This window comes from Gayadomonas joobiniege G7 (assembly GCF_000300815.1).
Taxonomy (GTDB): Bacteria; Pseudomonadota; Gammaproteobacteria; order Enterobacterales; family Alteromonadaceae; genus Catenovulum; species Catenovulum joobiniege.
Window position 1 is genome coordinate 419,970 of record NZ_AMRX01000008.1, and the last position, 20,593, is coordinate 440,562.

Below are 20,593 nucleotides of genomic sequence, written 5' to 3' on the forward strand. Positions count from 1 at the left end.
ACGGGGGCTTTCTCTTAAATGTCAGTCGTTTGTAAATAAGTGTAAAGACGCTGGCGCTTAACGATGAATGTGCCAAAGTATTTATTAACTTAAATAAAACACTTATCTTAAATATGGCCCACTCGAAAAAGTTTTCTCTGTTGCTCAAATTACTTTTGATTTTGTTTGTGATTGCGGCGCCAGTCGCAGGTTGGTTTTATTATCAAAATGATGATCAAACGGGCCAACAAAATTTCGTGTTTGATGTTGCTGCGATAGGAAACATAGAAAATAGTATTGTTGCAACGGGCCAGCTTGAGCCGAAAAAGTACGTAGAAGTGGGGGCTCAGGTCTCTGGTCAGGTTGAAAAAATTTATGTCGAAGAAGGACAAGAAGTTAAACAAGGTCAATTGCTTGCAGAAATAGATGCGACAGTATTCGAAACTAAAGTACAAAATGCCGCAGCGGCATTAGAAAACAAAAGAGCGCAACTGGCTCAGCTTGAGGCCGAATTAGAATTGGCCGAACTTAGGGCAAAACGAAATCAATCATTGTTTGCCCAAAATGCGGTTAGTGAAGATACTTTAATGAGCAGCCAAACGAATGTGAAAGTGTTAAAAGCCCGCATTCGTGCTAGCCAAGCGACCATTAAAGCCGACGAAGCTTCATTAGCCGGTGACCAAGCAACATTAGATTTTGCAAAAATTTATGCGCCTATTTCGGGCACTGTTGCCAGTATTAAAGTGCGCGAAGGGCAAACCCTGAATGCAAGTCAAAATGCACCGACTATTTTGCAGATATCAGATTTAAGTTTAATGACGCTTAGAGCGGAAGTGTCAGAAGCAGATGTGAATAAAATTACCCGGGGTATGCCGGTTTATTTTTCGACTTTAGGGAATTTAAAACGCCGTTGGAATTCACAAGTGCGTCAAATTTTACCTACGCCAAATGTCATTAACGATGTTGTTTTATATCAGGTATTGGTTGATGTGAAAAACGATGATCGGGCATTAATGGATTCTATGACTACTCAGGTTATGTTTGTGGTTGATAAAGCTGAAAATACCTTATTAGTGCCGCTTAGTGCGGTGCGTAAAACCCTCCGTGGCGCTATGGTGCGCGTAAAACGTGGCGATACCGTAGAACGGCAACCGGTTAAAATTGGTGTTGAGAATAGAACCCAGATTCAGATTCTGTCTGGGCTAAATGAAGGTGATCAAGTGGTTATTGGGCAGCAAGGCGCTAGTGGTCCTCGCCGAGCCGATAACGAGCGTTTTGGCCAGCGAATGGGAGGCCGTCGTGGCTTCTAACGCTCTGCTGACACTTAATAACGTTGGCCGCCATTACACCAGTGGTGATGTCACTGTAAAAGCGTTAGATGGTATTAATTTAAACATCTGCCAGGGTGAGTTCATCGCCATTATGGGTCAATCGGGTTCGGGTAAATCAACCTTGATGAATATTCTTGGCTGTTTAGATAAACCGACTCATGGTGAATATTTAATTAACGGTCATAATGTTGCCGAGTTAGATGTTGATCAACTTTCCGCTCTGCGCTTAAAAACGTTTGGTTTTGTTTTTCAACGTTATCAATTATTGGCAAACGCAACCGCGTTAGAAAACGTTGCAATGCCGGCAATTTATAGCGGCGAAGATAAAAACGAACGTGAATCACGTGCAGCGACACTGTTATCGCGTTTAGGTCTAGCGCAGCGAGCAGCGCATACGCCGACCGAACTATCAGGTGGCCAGCAGCAGAGGGTTTCTGTTGCCCGAGCATTGATTAATGGTGCCGAGGTCATTTTAGCGGATGAACCCACAGGGGCATTGGATTCTGCTAGCGGTGAGCAGCTATTAAACCTATTAAAAGAGCTGAATAAAGAGGGTGTTACCGTTATCTTGATCACTCATGACGCGGAAGTGGCTGAGCATGCCGAGCGGTTAATTCAGATAAAAGACGGCCGGCTATTATCTGACTCAGCATGCGATCAGCATAATCACGAACAATCTGACGCCGATATAAATGCTAAACAATCGATCAAACCTATGCCAGGTGTAAGTAGTATTGAATCGATTCGAATGGCGACTATGTCGCTTAAATCAAACTGGTTTCGAACCTTATTGACTTTGCTCGGTATCATCATTGGCGTTGCATCTGTGGTGACTATGATGGCAATCGGCGAAGGTGGCAAACAGGATGTATTAAAAAAAATTGAAACTATAGGTACTAATTTAATATCGATCAGGCCAGGTGGTCGAAATATGCGAAATACTGGCGATATTGCGACCCTTACCTTAGAAGATGCATACGCGATAAAAAAACTGCCCAACGCTTTATATGTTGCACCCGAGCGCAGCACCCGAGCGACGATACGCTTTGGTGAGAACGATTTTTCAGGTCGTATTACCGCAACAGGACCAGATTACAAAGGGGCAAAAGACTGGCAAATGGAGCGCGGGGTATTTTTTACCGAGCAAGACATGGCCGCTTTTGCGCCTGTTGTTGTCATGGGTAAAACCGTAGCAGAGGAGCTGTTTACCAATAATGAAAACCCGGTCGGCCAATATATTTTAATGAAAAATGCATTTTATCAAGTCATTGGCGTGCTGGCCGCAAAAGGCGCAAGTGCTGGTGGAAACGATATGGACGATGAAGTGCTGATACCCTATACCACGGGCCAACTAAAAGCGTTTGGCCGTGATTATCTTTCGTCTATTACGATAAAAGCTGCGAGCACAGAGGCGGTTGAGCAATTACAAGCAGATATTAGTGCTTTATTAATTAAACGCCATGGGCAAGAAGATGTTCGGGTTAGAACCACAGAGTCCTTAGTTAAAGCAGTGACTGAAACACAGGATACGCTCACTTATTTGTTGGCCTCTGTTGCAGGTATTTCATTATTTGTTGGCGGCATCGGGGTGATGAATATCATGCTGGTGAATGTATCTGAGCGGCGGCGAGAAATTGGATTGAGAATTGCAACGGGGGCTAAACCCAGAGATATTTTAAAACAGTTTAATATTGAAGCTTGGGTTGTTTGCCTGTTAGGTGGATTGATAGGGATTGCGCTGGGATTTGTGATTTCATTATTGTTGCGTAGTTTTGCCATCCCCGTGGCCTTTACACTTTTGCCCCCAGTTCTTGCTTTTGTAACCTCGTTATTAGTAGGTTTAATTTTCGGTTATGCACCGGCAAAAAAAGCGTCTCGCCTTAATCCGATTCAAGCGCTTGCAGAGGAATAGATGACAGCTAAGTTTTATTTACCCGTATGTTTGTTTTTGGCCGCGTGTGCATATCAGCCCACCGAATATCAATTGACCCAACTCAATAGTCAAGCGGAGATTTTTAAGCCGGATGCCGCCCCGATAGCGCTAGATTGGTGGACACAATTTAATTCAAAACAGTTAAGCGAATTAATGCAGCGCTTGAGGGTACAAAATCCCGATTTAGCGATTGCCAAACAACGGATAAAAAAAAGTCGGGCGTTGTTACAGCAACAACTCAGTACTCAATGGCCCACTGTCAACGCAAGGGCAGGTCAAAATAGTCGCTACGATTTTGACCGGGCACAAACAAGCAGTGGTTCCAGTGGCTCGTTTTCGGCCAGTTATACGGTCGACTTGTGGGGCAGCCGCAGTGCCCAAAATCGTTTAGCTGAACTGTCGTTAGACAACCAAAAACAAAGCTGGCGGAGCGCTTTGATCCAGTTACAAAGCAATTTAGCTAGCCAATATTTTAATACTTTATCGCTCGCCCAGCGGGTCCAGATTAGCCAAGAAAATTTGCAAGCCAGTGAATCGCTGTTAAATTTATTGCAAACCCAGTTTGAAGCCGGTAGTGCATCTAAAATCGAAGTCAACCAACAACGCAATACCTATATAAGCTCGCAGAATCAACTGGCGCGCTTAGTTAAAGATCTCGAAGTGAGTCAACGAGCGTTAGCCGTTTTATTAGGCCAGCCCTCTTTAACGATTGATTTAACTGTTGAAAATATTATGGATCTGGCGGTCCCGCGCATCAAAGGATTACAAAAAGCACAGGTTTTAACACAACGGCCTGATATTCAATTAGCTGAAAATCAATTGTGGCAGGCCGATGCGAGTTTATTTGTGAACAAACAAAAAAAGTGGCCAACTTTAGGTTTGTCCGCAGATTTAAGTTTAGCCGATCTTGCGTCACTAAGCTCTGGATGGGGTGCATCGCTTGCGGGTTCACTTAGCATGCCGTTATTTGACGCAGGCAATATAGACGCACAAATTGAGGCGGCAAAAACTGATGTAGCAATCGCGCAGCTCAATTATCAGGCTGTTTTGCTGGCCGCTTTTGCTGATACATTGGATACCTTAGCAGATTTACAATATCAGCAACAAAATCATCAATATAGTGCTCAGCAATTAGACAATAATCAGTCTTTGTATCAGCTAGCAAAAATTCGCTACGATGCGGGTGAAACGGATTTTATAAATTTATTAAATGCGCAGCGTAGTTGGGCCAGCGCTCGACTGGATTTTGCATCGGCTAAATTGGCTTTGCTACAGGCCAGCGTTAATTTGTTTAGTGCGGTCGGCAGCGCACCCGAAACCACTCAGGAAATAAATAATGAATCTTGACGGTTCATGCCATTGTGGTCGCGTACATTTTAGTGTTATCGCCAATCAACCCTATCCGTTCAATCAGTGTTATTGCTCAATTTGTCTGAAAACGGCTGGTGGGGGAGGTTACGCGATAAATTTGGGCGCTGACTTTGGTTCACTAGAGGTTGAAGGTGAAGAGTTCATTAGCGTTTATAAAGCTATGATTAAAGATCCCAATACCGGTGAACGTCAGCAAAGTCCTGGCCAAAGAAATTTTTGTAGCCAATGCGGAAGTGCGCTTTAGCAATGGGACCCAAGATGGCCAGAACTTGTGCACCCGTTTGCGTCTGCAATAGATAGCGATTTGCCGATACCGCCAGAGCGTACGCATATGATGTTAGCGTCGAAAGCTCAATGGGTTGAGCTTCAAGCTAATGCACACGATAAATTATTTGAAGAATACCCGCAAGAGTCACTTGCCGAATGGCACAATCGAGTGGTAGAGGATTAACTGGATCCTACCAAGATGCAAAAACGCCTGCCGTATTCGAGTTAATAACAGGGTTTGATACTCTGCTGGACGATAATAATTAACAAAAAAGATACAATTGAACTAGGACTTTAGGTATACTGTCTTAATCGTTTTAGATCGTTAGAGTTTTTTATGTTTACTGTTATTGTCAAATCAGCGTTAGTCAGCCTTTTAGCGGCATCCACAGCTATTTTAATGGCCTGCTCACCGGCCAAGCAGAGTGCCAGTACAGAGTCTTTTAAAAAAATTAAACAGTTGCCAACCCAACTTTATTTGCGCGGCTCTTTTAATAGCTGGGGGTTAACGAGTCCGTTAACACAGGTATCAGATGATAGTTATCAGGTCGGAGTGGATCTCGGACTTGGTGTTCATAGCTTTAAAGTTGCCGATGATAACTGGTCTTTTCAATTAACATTGCAAAGTAACGATAGCCAAGCTTTTGAATTAAAAAATCAGCTTGAAAAGCCGCTCGATTTACAATTAGGTGAAGCTGAGCAAGAAGCAGTGCAAATGATGGTGGAAGAGCCAGGCGAGTATCAGTTTTTAATCACAGTAAAAAGTGATCGCGCATGGGTTAAATTAACTCGTTTGCAAGCAGAAAACCAATCGGCAACGCCGCCTCACAACCCTCAGCACCCCCATCAAAAACTTGTTTTTAAAAGTTATGATAACAAGCCGTTAACCGCCACTTTTTCGATTAGCGAGACAAACAATGGACTTCGCAACTATGTGCATTCAACTACGCAAAAACTAAGAGATCCAGTGCCTCAGTTTAGTTTATATCAGGAAAAACCCGATCAGCCTCTACTTCGTTCAGGGAATCTTGCATTGGATGCTTTATTTGCGCTTGCGGTCGACGAGGTCGATTTGAATTCAGTGTCGCAAATAAAAGATTCTAGCTACAATAAAGGGTTGCCAATTGCGTGTGATTGTTTTGAAACCGGCGAAAAATGGCACTATGTTTGGACACGTGATTTAGCCTACGCGGCTCATCTAGGTTTGGCATGGCTGGATCCGCAGCGGGTTAAAAACTCATTGGAATTTAAATTATCTGGTTACCGGGATGGGATCACAAAACCGACTTTTGCTGCTGGTAGTAGCAGTGGATTACAAATTATTCAGGATACAGGGAGTGGCGGGAGCTGGCCGATTAGCACAGACAGAGTGACTTGGGCATTTGGCGCAGAAGCAGCCTTGAATACTTTAACGGGTGACGATCGGTCTAATTTTATAAAACGAGCGTATGAAGCGCTAGTCAATACCATAGAAAATGATCGGTTAGTCGCTTATGATCAAAACTTAGCTTTATATACGGGTGAGCAATCATTTTTGGATTGGCGAGAGCAAAGTTATGCCGCCTGGCTGCCTGATGATTTAACGTCGATGGCAACCAGTGCTGCGCTATCAACTAACGTCGCTCATTACCAAGCTATTCGGCTGACGGCAAAACTTGCCGGTGAATTGAAGCAATCACAAGCCGAAAAAAAATATCAAAACTGGGCCAACGAATTAAAAACCTCAATAAATGATCAGTTGTGGTTAGCTGACAAAGGTTTGTACTCGAGTTTGACGGCCGGGCATTTTGATAAAACTCCATTAACTAAATTCGATTGGCTGGGACAAGCCCTGGCTATCATTAGCGGCGTGGCAGATACTCAAAAAAGTAAAAAAATTTTAGCGAGTTACCCGCATGGACCTATGGGAGCGCCTGTTATCTTTCCGCAGCAACAAGGGGTGCCTGTATATCACAACCGTGCGATCTGGCCATTTGTGACCGCTTATGGATTACAAGCGGCCATTGAGGGAGATAATTATCTGGTTGCAGATCAAGCGTATCAAACCTTGATCCGCAGTGCTGCGCTTAATCTCTCGAATATGGAAAACTTGGAATGGTTGTCGGCCCAGTCTGTTTGGCTTGAAAAAACACAAGCAGAGCTGTCAGGGCCTGTGATTAACTCTAAACGCCAACTTTGGTCGGTCGCAGCCTATTTGAATATGGTCATAGAAGGGGTGTTTGGACTTAAACTTGAGCAAAATGAGTTAACTATAAACCCGTATATTACGACAGCGCTTGTTGAACAGTTTTTTAGCCCAGCGGATAGGCTTTCCCTGCAACAGATAAAGTGGAAAGGTAAAAAGCTTAGTATTGACATTCAGCTACCAGAACGAATGCATAAACATCAAGGTGCTTTTCGGGTTGAACAAGTGAGTTTGAATGGCCAAAAGCTATCAGGACAGGCTATTAAGCAAAGCTTGTTAACCGAGGGGCAGAATCTTATTCAGGTGGAGTTAGGCTTGCCCGAACCACAAACAAGAGAACTTACTCAGGTCGCTGCAGGACCCGGCGATAAAGATCATCAAGTATTTGCGCCTTATGAACCTGATTTAATGGTGCAAACGACCGAGCAAGGGGTACATCTTCGTATTATTGATGATAAAAACCAAGGCGATGTGAGCTATCAAATTTTTAGAAATGGTCAGCCTTTAATCGATAAGCTACCGCAAAAAAACTGGTTTGATTCGTCGGCACCAAATTTACAAGCCTGTTATTCGGTCGCAGCGGTTTATGCGTCCAGCGGCAATACTTCGCATCATAGCCCAGTAGTGTGTCGTGATAACGGCAGCTTTGTATCTATTGATAGTGAGCAGGTCGCGACCAATGTCAAAGTAACAGACTCGGCGCTCGGTAAAGTAGTTAAAAATTGGGGGCATACGAAGGATGAGCTGACAATTAAGCAAATTGAAATAAAAGAAACGGGCGAATATGCCTTTCAATTTGCGTACACCAACTATCAACATAATATTAATACCGGCATTACTAATGGCGTCAAGTGGTTGCAAGTATATGATGAAACAGATAAATTGTTAGCTCAAGCGGTTGTACAAATGCCTCATGGCAAAAAGCAAAATGGGATCCTTTATTCAAGCCCATTGCAAATTGAATTAGCGGCGGGTATTTATCGAGTTAGCTTGCACGACTTTTTTAACATGAGCTATTTAACCAATAATCAAAGCTATACCGCCGCTGGAGGCATAGCTGGGCCCGTTAATTTAGTTAACCTCTATGGACTTAGACTTATGCCTGTTGTGATGAATTCGCCAGCGGCTAATCATAGTCACGAACACTAAATAATGCATGTAAAGTTAGGGTGCCAGTTTGTTCTTGCTTAACACTTGTGTTTTGGTTGTTTGGCACCCGGCTTAAGACTCGAGGTTTTAATTTAGGTTTTAGGTGGGCGAACCTTAGCCCTTTTTTGGGATCTCTTGGCGCTGGTTTATTTTGAACCGAGGTTTCATCTAGCTCACTTTGCATTGTTAAAGTGACTTCAAGCTCTTCGAGCGCCACATTTAATTTCATCTCTTTCATGGTTTTATGAGACTCTTCAACAGACTCGCCCATTGAAAGTATTAGCTGAGATAAATCAATATTTTTCATACTTTAACTCCCTTAAATAAACAGGTGGCATTTTAGTTAATGCACACCTGCTAAATCACCACGCTAAGCTGCATCACCTTCAATCTCTTTTCCGCTAAAAAGAAATCGCACCTCTAGTCCATAAGTTGCTTTTTGGCGGGTTGATCTAGTATGACCGACTTTAGACTTCACGGTTAAAAACTTTAAGTTTAAACCTGCGCTTAGTGACCCCGAAGTTTTTGTTTCAATTGAAGTTTCAGCCGCATAAGTGACTTTTATTTCAAACTCTTCAAGCTCGACTGGAATGTCGGCTTGCTGCAATTCTCCAACACCTTCCGAGGCACCTTCTGCTGCTGCGAGGATCAGCGTTTTGATGGTCGCTTCTTGTGACATAATCATCTCCTTAAAAATAACTACTATGGTCTGCAAACGACTTGGTTAAAAAATAAGCAAGCCGCTTGTTGAAGATAGCTTATTATTTATGGATGTCTAATTTTTTGTTCGTATGAGTCTAATTCTTAAAAGTGGAGATAGTTTCAGCGTCTTGATTTGTCAGAGGCATTGAATGGCTTGATGAAAATTGAACCCCTTGTCACTAGGTAATACACTGCCGATGAAAGCGGAAACCAAAGCGTTTTTGCAATTATTTTTTTGCCGAGAGCTGACAGGCCTAAGTGAAATTGTTGGTTTAGAGCTAGACAAATTGTGGTTTGCGGATAACAAATAATACCCAATGAGCAACGAGTTGTTTGTAAAATAAACCTACATAGTACTGCTTTAAAGGACATACTATGTAGGTTTTTTAGTTCGTTTTATTTAGCCAACCAATTTTGCATAATGGTTTTTATCTTATCATCGGAAAGATATAAATCCTTGATCGCTTGCTGATAGGTTTCGGTGAAATTTGGCTTGTCGGATAAATTACCAAAGACAGTTTTTACCTTTAAAAAAGACAGGCTATCAGTCACAGTGCCTTGGGCTGCATGGTGCAGCTTATCTTGCATCGCATCAATGATGGTAAGCGCTTCACCATTTTCAGAAGTTTGTTTATCGCTGTAGTAACACCAAGCAGCGACCACTAAAGTAGAAAGCTTAGCGCTGCGACCTTCTGCTAAGTTTTCATTAATGGTAGAAATTAAAAACTTAGGCAATTTAGCTGATGTTTCTGAGCAAATCCGTGATAACGCATCTTTAATATTTGGATTTGCGAAACGAGCCAATAAAGCGTCTTTATACTCTTCTAGATCAATGCCTTCAACGGGTGCTAAAACTGGTGTAACCTCTTCGTCCATAAAAGCACGCAAATATTTGGCAAACAAAGGATCTGACACTGTCTCATCGATAGTTTGATAACCATGAATAGAGCCTAACAAACCTAATACCGAGTGACCTGCATTTAACAGTCTAATTTTCATGGTTTCGTAGGGCGTCACATCGGGTACAAATTGGGCGCTGACCGCATCCCAATTTGGACGACCATCACTAAACTCATCTTCTATAACCCACTGGCTAAAAGACTCACAGGTGATCGGCCATTCATCTTGGTAGCCTAAGAGTTTTTCTACGGCATCAATATCTGCTGGTGTAGTCACTGGTGTAATACGGTCGACCATGGCGTTAGGAAAAGCGACGTTATTTTTAACCCACTCAGCGAGTTCTACATCGCTTTGAGCGATAAAAGTTAATAATAAACTTTTAGTCACCGAGCCATTATGTTGAATATTGTCGCATGACTGTACGGTAAAGGCTTTTTTACCCATCGCCCGTCTGGCTTTTAATGCCGCTGTGATATAACCGTAAAAGGTTTTGGGGTCGTCTGGATAATTGATATCATGTTGAATATCAGCATGTTTAATATCTAGCTCACCGGTTTCTGAATCTTGGTTATAACCACCCTCGGTGACAGTTAAAGAAACAATGCGGGTATCATCACTAATGAGTTTATCTATGACCGCTTGTTTGTTCGCTGGCGCAAAAATGAAATCCACCATAGAGCCAATGATTTTAGTATCAATTTTACCATTCGAATGGCGAACTAGCAGGGTGTAGAGATAATCTTGTTTTTTTAATACTTCACTTAACTTGCGGTTGGCCTCTAACAAACCAACCCCACAAATACCCCAATTTTCATTACCGGGTTGCTTCAACAACTCGTTGGTATACATAGCTTGGTGGGCGCGGTGAAAACCGCCCACTCCAATGTGTACAATACCAGCTTTTACCTGACTACGGTCGTATTCAGGTTTATCGACTGAGCTAGGTAGAGTGCTTAATAATGTTTGATTTAATGTCTTCATGATAAAACCTTAATTTAAGCTGTTTGCGTTGTCAGCATTTAATGACTTTTCGCGCTGTAGTGCCCAATAGGCAGTAACAAAATAAATAATAGTGCCGATGAAACAATAGAGTTCAAAGTCTGCTTTATTTGCTTCGTACGTCATCATATCTGGGCTAAAAAACATAACTCTAGTCGCGAAAACAGTGACAACTGCTAACGAGATCCATGAAATAGCATGCAAAATTTTGCTGACTTGGCTGTGATCCTGTACATAAGGGACTTCTTTAGCCGCTTGTGCAGCCTGAAACTTTTCAATTTCGGCATCTTGTTTTTCTTCCAGCGCTATTTCTTTTTCGTAATTTCGATCGGCGCCATATTTTTTAGCGAGCAGGGTGTAAACGACTATCGTAAAGATCCAAGTTGGAATAAACAGATAATAAAAAGACATTACATCCAGTGCATTTAGACCAAAACCAAAGATCAGTGCTAAAGCCCATGCAGCGATTGCTGGCACACTGGTTGTTAAGTTTTGATAACGAGCCCAATAGCGGGTTAAACCTAATTTTGGAAACAATTTATGTTCGGCAAAAACAATACCGCCAACAGGAACAACTAATAACCCAGCATAAGTTAACAGAGGCAACATTTGCGTAAATACGAATGGAAAACAGGCAATAATGACTGTTACGACACCCACTACAGCGGTCGTTTTACGGCGAGAATGGTTTACAAAAATTGACTGGGCGGCTAAGCCTGCTCGGTACAAGTTTGCATTGGCAGTTGTCCAGCCGGCAATAATCACTATAACAAAACCAGTTAAGCCTAAAGCATGATAAGCCACATCACCCGGATCTAAGTTAGCAATTGAGGTTTTAATTAATACAGCCGCACCTGCACCCATAATACCGGCGGAGATCCAAGCTAAATAGTGGCCAAAAAACATACCAACACCAGAGAACAAACCATAGCTCTTTTTCTTGGCAAAACGGAAAATGGCCATGTCAATTAGACCAAAGTGAGTAATAGAGTTGGCTGCCCACGCAAAACCAATCACTTCTAACAAGCCGATTCCAGGCTCTCCATTTGCCGCCACACCAGTCCAAACTGAACTGTCACCAATGGTCATAAAATCGCCCCAGCTAGATAAAGTTGTTGAGCCAATAACCTGCTCTGAAAGGGCGGGAAATAATGCGAATGAGCCAGATAAAAAGATCACAAACAACCAAGGCGCACAAATTTTAGAAAAATCAGCAACTGTTGAAAAACCATACATAGCAACTAAAACAACCACAGTGCCAACCGCGAGTACAATAGCAACAAACATCCAGCTATTGGGGTACCAATTCAGCTGTGCTGGTATATCGAATAAAAACCTGACTGCGGTTGAAGACACTGTGATCATGGCTGCGGATATGACAGAAAATATAACCACATTGGCCCAGTTATAGAGCTTGGTCATTGAGCGACCGGTTATTTTATAAAGATAATTATACAGGCTTAATCGAGTCTCTACAGCGATGGGCGCGGTTAATAGCCACCATGAACACATCGCTAGTAAATTACCAATTAATAAACCGATAATAATATCAATTGTTGAGGCACCTAAGGCAACAAATGTTGCACCTATTACGAATTCGGTGGCAGCAACGTGTTCACCTGCATACAAACCAGCAAAATGTTTCCAGCCATGCAGTTTATGTTTTGGCACAGGCATTTGTTCTTCGTTGACCTGTGCTAACGATTCTTGAGTGTGGATCTCGGCCATAATTTGCCTTCCTTTTAGTTCAAGTTCCGGAAAACCGGAAGGTTAACTTATCCCCGCTATGACGCGGGTGCGGTTAATTGTGTGCAAGCAATTGTTCCGCTGTGTATTCGTTAGTGATAAGTGAATTAATCAACTTTCCCTCAAGTGCTGCATACATGGCTGCAACTTTTGTTATACCTGATGCAATTCCATAAACAGGTTTTTCAGCACAGGCCTTTAATGGGGCACTGACTACGCGCTGGTTTAACGAAGATGCCACCAGTTGACCGTTTTTATCAAACAACCAGCTGGTGATCTCTCCACAAGCACCCTGATGGATAACATCCTGTAATTCACCATGCTGAATAAATCCATCAATAAACAAGGGAGCTTGCTGGTCGATCTGGCCGATGCCAACAAAAGTGACGTCTGCTTTTTCAACCAAAGTTAAAATATTTTTTACTGCTGTTAAGCGATGTAAAATTTGTTTTTCTTTTGCCGAGCTTGCATAAACAGGCAGCGGCATCGGGTAGTGTTTGGCATGAATTTTATTTGCCATTGCTACTAATATGTCAAATGCTGATGCCGATCCGTCTTTGCTTACATTACCGACAACAGACACAATTTTGTGCTGTGGGCAATGCATTTCAGACAATTCGTCTACACTGGCTTTTAATGTTCGGCCAGTGCCAAATGCCAGAGTTAATCCAGTCTCTGACTTTAAGTATCTTTCTATTACGGTGGCGCATCGCTGAGCTATCCCTAAGGTTGAATTAGGCATCGCTATATCGCTTGGAACCACTTCACAATCAAATAAAGCAAATTTATCTTTTAGTTTAGATGCTAAATCCATGCATTGGTTGATTGGATGGGCGAGTCTTACTTTTATTAAACCCTCGTTCACTGCTAAAGCCACCAATCGTTGCGCAGACTGTCTTGAAACATCTAATTTTTGAGCAATTTCATCTTGAGTATTTTTTGCAACATAGTAGAGCCAAGCCGCTCGGGCAGCTTGTTCTAACTTTTTTAACTCAGCAGACGATCGCTTTTCCACTTTAATTTTCCTTAGCGTTTAGCTAGCTGAGGGTAAACGTTAAAAAATTCTTGCCAATCGGCCAGCACTTGGGCTGATTCAGGGCAATGAATGCTTATCGGGCTATTTTTTAAATGGATGCCCCCACAATAATGAAGTAATTGCATGTTGGCCGAAATGGCCGCTTGCATGCCGGCCGGACTATCTTCAATTACCAAACAATCTTCCGGTGCGATCATCATTGTTTTAGCCGCATGTAAAAATAAATCAGGTGCAGGTTTACCATTTTTAACCTGACTGGCGGTAAATACCCTATCAGCAAAATAATCTTGCAAACCAACTAGCTTGAGTGCGTGTGCGGTGCGTTCTGGGCTTGAGCTCGTGGCCACACAAGCGGGTACAGCTAATTTGTTTAACATTTCTTTCAAACCCCTTGTTGTTTCAAGCGACTCACTAAAGCGCGTTAACAATGTGGTTTGGTAATTAACTTCAAACTCTGGTGAAAGTGAAATATCAAACTCTTTTTTAAGGGTATCAACCACAACCTGAAACTTTCGCCCTAAAAATGTTTGGTAAACATAATCAATCGAAACCTGTACTCCGGCGTGCTTGGCAATCTGTTCTACTAAAACCTGGGCGCTCAATTGTTCGCTTTCAATCAAAACACCATCACAATCAAAAATAACCAGATTTATGTTTACACTCATTTAACAACCCACCTTTTTATGAGCTTATGCTCAATATGTTGGCATAATCTCATTCATGTGATTGCTTGTCAATAATAAATGTGCATTTTATAAACATCCTTGTAACGCTTAGTAATATTCTGCGGTGTGACTTAATGACTGTTATAAAAAATAACTAGTTGCGCAAAACGAGTTTGCGAAATAAACAGATGTAACTGGGAGTTAATAATTTTGAATAATTTTAATTCAGCAGGATTGGGGAGAGATGTTAATCGTTGAAAAGGGTATCTGCCTTAAATAAGACAGATACCAAATGAAAAGTATGTTGTACTTTGATTTGTATATTACAAAGTGACACCGTTTTTCCAAATCGCTATTTCCCGGCTATCGTTTTTTTCGTTATTTGTTAAACGACCACTCGCGACATCCAGAACGTAGGCAAGCAGCTTATCGGCACACTCATCCAAAGTGACATCGGAATCCAGGATTTGACCGGCATTAAAATCTATCCAATGTGGCTTTTTGGCGGCTATGTTAGGATTTGATGAGATTTTAACTGTTGGTACTGGAAATCCTAATGGCGTCCCCCGGCCTGTCGTAAATAAAACCATATTTGCACCGGCAGCCGCGAGGGCAGTTGATGATACGGCATCATTTCCTGGCCCTTGCAAAAGCGTTAACCCTTGACTACTGGTGGCCATTTCGCCATAGTCGATGACTTCATTCACCACAGCTTGGCCACCTTTTTGGATGGCGCCAAGCGACTTTTCTTCTAATGTGGTTAAACCGCCGTCTTTGTTGCCCGGAGATGGGTTTTCATATACAGGCTGTTGATTATCAATAAAATACTGTTTAAAACCGTTAACTAAAGTCACAATCTTAGTAAAGGTTTCTTGACTGTCCGCTCTATCCATTAAAACTTGTTCCGCACCAAACATTTCTGGCGTTTCGGTGAGGATAACCCGACCACCCATATTGGTCACTTTGTCTGTCATTCTTCCAACAACAGCGTTCGCTGTTAGGCCACTAAAACCATCTGAGCCGCCGCATTTCATACCTAAAGTTAGTTTGCTAATTGGCTGTTCGCTACGCTCATCTTGTTTCATAAGTTTCAGTAATTCTTCAACTAGGTTAAGTCCATGTTCAACTTCATCTTCAACTTGCTGACTATTAAAATAACGGACTCGGTTTTCATCTAATCCTGTCGCTTCGGCTAATAAAGATTTTAACTGGTTATTTTCGCAACCCAAACCTATCACTAAAACACCACCCGCATTAGGGTGCTGGATTAGGCTAGCCAGCAGTTTACGTGTATTACTTAAATCATCACCGAGCTGAGAACAGCCAAACGCATGAGTCAAAGGAACGTAGGCGTCTGCGGCTTCTGGATAGCGTTTTTCGGCGAGTGTTGCGATACGTTTTGCGGTCTGATTAACACATCCCACTGTATTGACGATCCAAACTTCGTTACGTATACCGACGCGACCGTTATTTCGAAGGTAACCTTTAAAAATTGGAACCTCTTCACTGCGTTCAGGCAAGGCCATTCCGCCGTTAAACTGATATTCTTCCGTACCGGATAAACTCGTTTTTAAATTATGGCTATGCACATGTTCGCCCGCGCTTATTGTTTGTGTCGCATGCCCAATAGCATAACCGTATTTGTAGATACTTTGCTCAGTTTGCACGTCATGAATCGCTATCTTATGGCCAGCTGGCACATCGCTACGAACTTTAATTGACGACCAAGGTTCAGGTAATGCTGTTCCTTGAGTGATTGCTTGGACAGCAACCACCACGTTATCTTTGGGGTGCACTTGAATAAACTGACGATGCATGGCTTTAGACGACATATGAAAATCCAGATAATTTAATTTATATATGATTGTCTAATTTTGTATGTGTTGTGTCAATGAGTGTGGTAAATTATCTGTAATAAAACGAACTCAATTAATCTTTTAAAGGAAGCTGCATAATGTCAAAAAGAATCTGCTTAGCGCTTGATCTGGTCGATGATAAACAATTAATAGCCGAGTACATCAATTATCATAAACCTGAAAATGCATGGCCGGAAATTACCCAAAGCATCAAAGATAAAGGTATTTTGGATATGGAGATTTATCATACTGGTGATCGTTTATTTATGATAATGCAAGTAAGTGAAACATTTGACCCAGAAAATTTTGTGCCAACGCCTGAAGCGGCAGCTAAAGAAGCGGCGTGGGAGTCGCTAATGTGGAAATACCAAAAAGCCTTACCCAATGCCAAAGCAGGAGAAAAATGGGTCAAAATGGAAAAGATTTATGATTTAAAGGATGCTGTAAAATAACCACTCGTTTCGTTGCAAAGCATCATGTTTGTAAATGACTGCGCAATCATTTTGCTCGCCTCTCTCGCTTAAAAGGGCGAGAGAAGTTAAAACTACTGAGTCTAAAAAGTCTAGATTAGCTTTATTATTTAGTATTTTAACAAGCTCTATTATTATAAAAGTGCTTAAGAAAATATATGTAAAATATTGTATTTACATATAAGTTTTCATTCTCACCTTCTAAATTTAACATCTGTCCTTATTTAATACTTAATTTGAGTGTGTAAATACTCATATTAGACTGAAAATTAAGTTGCCTATACTTCTTTGTTGCTTTTATAGCGTTGATTGGTTTGTTATTTTAGATTTTGTGTTTTTTATTTGATTTTAACGTGTAATTTCGTGAATTAGGTGTTTCATAGGTTAAAATTATGTAGTATATTTCAAATATAACGATATTCGTTTGTATGCGAAATTTATAGTCCTTGGAGAATATAATGAACACAAAACCAACACTCGCAAAAACAAGCCTGGCTGTAATGGCTGCGCTCGCTGCGCAAGCAGCCTGGGCGGCAGAAGATACTGAAACTGAAAATAAAGCGGTTAATGAAAATACAACTGAAACCATTGAAGTTACTGGTTACCGTGGCAGCGTATTAAGATCTATTAGCGAAAAGCGCAATGCAGGGACAATTGTCGATTCTATATTTGCTGAAGACATAGGTAAAAATACTGACCAGAACATTGCCGATGCTTTGTCTCGCGTGACAGGGGTAAGTGTTCAAACCGAAGATGGTGAAGGGACTGTGATTTCTGTACGGGGTGCAACGCCCGATTGGAACAATGTTTCGTTGAATGGCGTCACTTTGACCAGTGGTGGCGAAAACCAAGCGGTTGACCTTAGTGTTTTTTCATCAGATATCTTATCGTCGATCAATGTGTATAAAACTTCAAGTGCCGATCATGATGAAGGTTCATTAGGCGCGAACGTGGTTTTAAATACAGTAAAACCACTTAATGTTAAAAACGAGCGGATCACGGGTGAAATACAAGGTCGTTACAATCAATTTGCTGACGAAACAGATTATAAAGTTTCTGGTTCTATCATTAAAAAGTTTTTTGATGATAGATTTGGTCTTGCATTAACTGCAAGTGATGAAACTGATTTTATTCGGCGCGACCAAATCGGCGGTGATTGGCAAACACCTTATCAGGTAGTAGACGTTAGAGCGGGCGGTGCGCGTGATACCGACGGCAATTTGATCACCGAAGATATGAAAGCCATTATGCGGAAGACGATCGGTTATGAGTTGCATCAAAACGCACACGAACGCCAGACCGTCAACGCAGGTTTACAATTTATTCCTGGTGAAAATACCGATATTCAATTGGATTTGTCGTATACGAAAAAAAGGGTATTGCAAGATAACCATAAGATATCAGTCAATGCGCCAAACCAATCAAATACCGAGTTTGATAATTTTGCCGATGACCCACAACAAGATTGGTGGGTGGTTGACACTGAAACGAACACCTTAGTTAAATACTTAAACCGCCATGGAGGCGGATCTTTTGGACGTTCTCAGGGCGGCAATGAGACAGAAACCAAAACGGCAACGTTAAAAATTCAACATTATATTACCGATGATCTAAAGGTTAACATCACAGGCGGCTATTCACGCTCTGATTTTGAATCGTTACCTAATTCAACGGTGAGCACCGCAAACTGGGGCACAATTCCTCGTCAAGTGCTTGATTCAACACCGCTAGAGCTACTGGAGCCTGTCGGCTACGACTGTACCGGTGGCGATAAGTGTCAATTTGTTGTGGCAACTGAAGACTATACCTATGTACCGGGCGGTGTGAATGACAATGAATCAAATATCGCAACAGGTGGTTTTAATCCGCTGGATCCTTATGCATCGCATATTGGCTATACCTCAAGTGTCGATTCATCAACGGTCGATATTAATAAATCATTATATGTAGACTTTGACTGGTCAGTTGATTTTGCAGGTATTCATAAAGTTGAATTTGGGGCCAAGATTTCTCAGCGAGATAAAGATGTTTATCGCGGCCAGAAACAATTTTCTGGTGCTGATGAAACCGTGTTTGACGCCGAAGGGCGACCGGTAAGCGGTCAAAACACCTCAGATATTTATGTGGTTGATATCTTAGATCAAGGTAAATTGCCGGTCGACGACTTTATGCAAGATCTCGTCGGGCATCGTAGTGAATATAGTGAAGACTTTTTGTCCGGTTGGGGTTTAATTAACGCGAATAAAGCATTTGAAGAAATTTTTGGTTTGAGTGATTTTTCGCTTAGAGTGGATGAAAGTGCCAGTCGAAGAATGATCCAAGACAACCACTCCTTATATAGTAAATTTAACTTTAGCTATTTAGATGACCGATTAACTGGTGACATAGGGCTTAGATATGTGCATACCGAGGTTCAGTCGCCATCAGGCACATCTGCCGCCAAGTTCTTTGAAGGAGATAGAATATTTACCGGTCACGAATTGATTGCAAACGGATTGTTTGATGATAGCAACCCTGCTTGCCCGCCAAATCAAGGCAATAACCGAACAATTCGGATTGATGGTACATATGAGTTAGCACCGGGCGAAATATTTGTCATCGATCCGAATGTAGGTGGTGAAGATGACGGTGTTTTAACAGGGGCAGCTGCGGATAGTGGAGACGTGACGGTAGTACCGAATTTTTACCCATGTTATGACCCTAATATGGCCATTATCAATGTTGCCGGTGATACATCAGATTCAATGTATCTAGGTCCTGAAACGGCTGTACCTAAAGGTTATGATGGACGAAGCTGGTGGCAAAATTATCGCCATGCAGATACCTCAACTCAAAAACGCTTTGATGATGGACGTGAACAAAGAGGTTATGCAAGTTCAGGCTATTCAGAAAACCAAATGTGGTTACCGAGTTTAAACTTGAACTATGCAATATCTAGTGAAGTGATAGGTCGCTTTGCGATATCCAAAACTATGGCGCGACCTAAGTTTGATGATTTGCGCCCTAATTGGGAATACATAGAAAATGTTTGGGGTGAATTTAGTACCTTTAAAGCACCAAATCCTATGTTGAAGCCGCTGGAATCTCGTAATCTTGATTTATCGTTAGAATGGTATTTTGAAAAAGAAAGTCAATTATCAGTGGCATTATTTGATAAAAAAATGACTGATATTCCAGAGGAAGTGCAAAGCCGCTTTTATATGCGTGATTTAAGAAGGGAGTATGACTTAACCGAAGTGGATATTGATGAAGTTTTGATCCCTCAAGAAGAAGGAATTGTGCCGGGGCAGGACATTCAATTGAATGACGAGCTCACGGTTCAATGTATGCCGGATCGCATTGTGCAAGATAAGTTAAAAGACTCTTTTACCTTAGGGTGTGAAGATATACGCGTGAATTCTATTCGAAATTCTTCGGGCGCATATACCCGAGGTTTAGAGTTTACTTATCGCCAGGCCTATAGCTTTTTACCCGGTATCTGGTCTGGTTTAGGTAGTAATATTAACTATACGTATCAACGCTCCGAAAGCGAGCCCGAACGATTAATTGTTGCGGGCATAGATACAGGTAAAGATCTTAAAGCACTGCCGCAAAGTTATACACCAGAGCACACAGTCAATACCGCATTCTATTGGCAGAAATTTGGTCACAGTATCAAGTTAACGCATAGATACAATACATTGCAGTTAGTTAGACGTGGCGACCAAGGCGGCGCTGTTTGGCAAGACGCGAAAGAGAGTTTAGATTTTTCAGCGGTCTATAAACTAAACAATCATGTTTCTTTTACCTTTAATGCGCTTAATTTAACCGATGATACGGTTCGCACATTTTTCACCAGCACAGATATGGATCTAGGCATGACCAATGATCAAGGTGAACCTGTGTTGTTTGATGAAGGTAACGCGATTACCAATAGTGCCGCTGATACCAGTCGAACCATCACTGAGTACCAATTGGGTCGTCGTTATCGATTGGGCGTACGAGTTAACTTTTAATGAGCAGAT

13 protein-coding genes and 1 pseudogene are annotated in these 20,593 nt (G+C 41.8%); 7 read left to right on the forward strand and 7 right to left on the reverse strand.

Annotation, left to right across the window (positions count from 1 at the left end; translation table 11 throughout):
* Positions 1-140: 140 nt before the first annotated feature.
* The 5 genes and pseudogenes from C727_RS0116405 (at position 141) to C727_RS0116425 (ending at position 8,215) form a co-directional block, all read left to right on the forward strand.
* Positions 141-1,289 (forward strand): efflux RND transporter periplasmic adaptor subunit, encoded by a 1,149-nt coding sequence (locus C727_RS0116405; protein WP_237742352.1) that lies wholly within the window; start codon positions 141-143, stop codon positions 1,287-1,289.
* Complete coding sequence (locus C727_RS0116410) at positions 1,279-3,222, forward strand: MacB family efflux pump subunit (protein ID WP_017446749.1); 1,944 nt, start codon at positions 1,279-1,281, stop codon at positions 3,220-3,222. The genes C727_RS0116405 and C727_RS0116410 overlap by 11 nt, the downstream gene beginning before the upstream one ends.
* Positions 3,223-4,590, forward strand: coding sequence for a TolC family protein (locus tag C727_RS0116415; protein ID WP_017446750.1), 1,368 nt, complete (start codon positions 3,223-3,225; stop codon positions 4,588-4,590). It begins immediately after the preceding gene.
* Positions 4,580-5,065 (forward strand): annotated as a pseudogene (locus C727_RS18815) (GFA family protein). The gene C727_RS0116415 and the pseudogene C727_RS18815 overlap by 11 nt, the downstream one beginning before the upstream one ends.
* Before the next feature lie 153 nt (positions 5,066-5,218).
* Positions 5,219-8,215: an MGH1-like glycoside hydrolase domain-containing protein gene (locus tag C727_RS0116425; protein ID WP_017446753.1), complete on the forward strand. Its 2,997-nt coding sequence runs from the start codon at positions 5,219-5,221 to the stop codon at positions 8,213-8,215.
* On the opposite strand, the gene C727_RS0116430 is transcribed toward C727_RS0116425, so the two are convergent.
* The 7 genes from C727_RS0116430 to C727_RS0116465 all read right to left on the reverse strand — a co-directional run bounded on the left by C727_RS0116430 (position 8,193) and on the right by C727_RS0116465 (position 16,095).
* Positions 8,193-8,522 (reverse strand): hypothetical protein, encoded by a 330-nt coding sequence (locus tag C727_RS0116430; protein ID WP_017446754.1) that lies wholly within the window; start codon positions 8,520-8,522, stop codon positions 8,193-8,195. The two genes, C727_RS0116425 and C727_RS0116430, sit on opposite strands and share 23 nt — an antisense overlap.
* Positions 8,523-8,585: 63 nt before the next feature.
* Complete coding sequence (locus C727_RS0116435; protein ID WP_017446755.1) at positions 8,586-8,894, reverse strand: hypothetical protein; 309 nt, start codon at positions 8,892-8,894, stop codon at positions 8,586-8,588.
* Between the two features lie 419 nt (positions 8,895-9,313).
* On the reverse strand, positions 9,314-10,798 hold the full coding sequence (locus tag C727_RS0116445) for a mannitol dehydrogenase family protein (protein WP_017446757.1): 1,485 nt from the start codon (positions 10,796-10,798) through the stop codon (positions 9,314-9,316).
* 9 nt (positions 10,799-10,807) lie between these two features.
* Complete coding sequence (locus tag C727_RS0116450; protein ID WP_017446758.1) at positions 10,808-12,544, reverse strand: purine-cytosine permease family protein; 1,737 nt, start codon at positions 12,542-12,544, stop codon at positions 10,808-10,810.
* 73 nt (positions 12,545-12,617) lie between these two features.
* Complete coding sequence (locus C727_RS0116455; protein ID WP_017446759.1) at positions 12,618-13,577, reverse strand: sugar-binding transcriptional regulator; 960 nt, start codon at positions 13,575-13,577, stop codon at positions 12,618-12,620.
* An 11-nt stretch (positions 13,578-13,588) separates the two neighbouring features.
* Positions 13,589-14,263: an HAD family hydrolase gene (locus tag C727_RS0116460; RefSeq protein WP_017446760.1), complete on the reverse strand. Its 675-nt coding sequence runs from the start codon at positions 14,261-14,263 to the stop codon at positions 13,589-13,591.
* 323 nt (positions 14,264-14,586) lie between these two features.
* The gene (locus C727_RS0116465; protein WP_017446761.1) at positions 14,587-16,095 is read right to left on the reverse strand and encodes a UxaA family hydrolase; all 1,509 of its coding nucleotides are present in this window, start codon (positions 16,093-16,095) and stop codon (positions 14,587-14,589) included.
* 122 nt (positions 16,096-16,217) lie between these two features.
* Between C727_RS0116465 and C727_RS0116470 the strand changes: the two genes are divergently transcribed.
* Positions 16,218-16,571, forward strand: a complete 354-nt coding sequence (locus C727_RS0116470) for an L-rhamnose mutarotase (protein ID WP_017446762.1) — start codon at positions 16,218-16,220, stop codon at positions 16,569-16,571.
* A 476-nt stretch (positions 16,572-17,047) separates the two neighbouring features.
* The gene (locus C727_RS0116475) at positions 17,048-20,584 is read left to right on the forward strand and encodes a TonB-dependent receptor (RefSeq protein ID WP_017446763.1); all 3,537 of its coding nucleotides are present in this window, start codon (positions 17,048-17,050) and stop codon (positions 20,582-20,584) included.
* Positions 20,585-20,593: the final 9 nt, after the last annotated feature.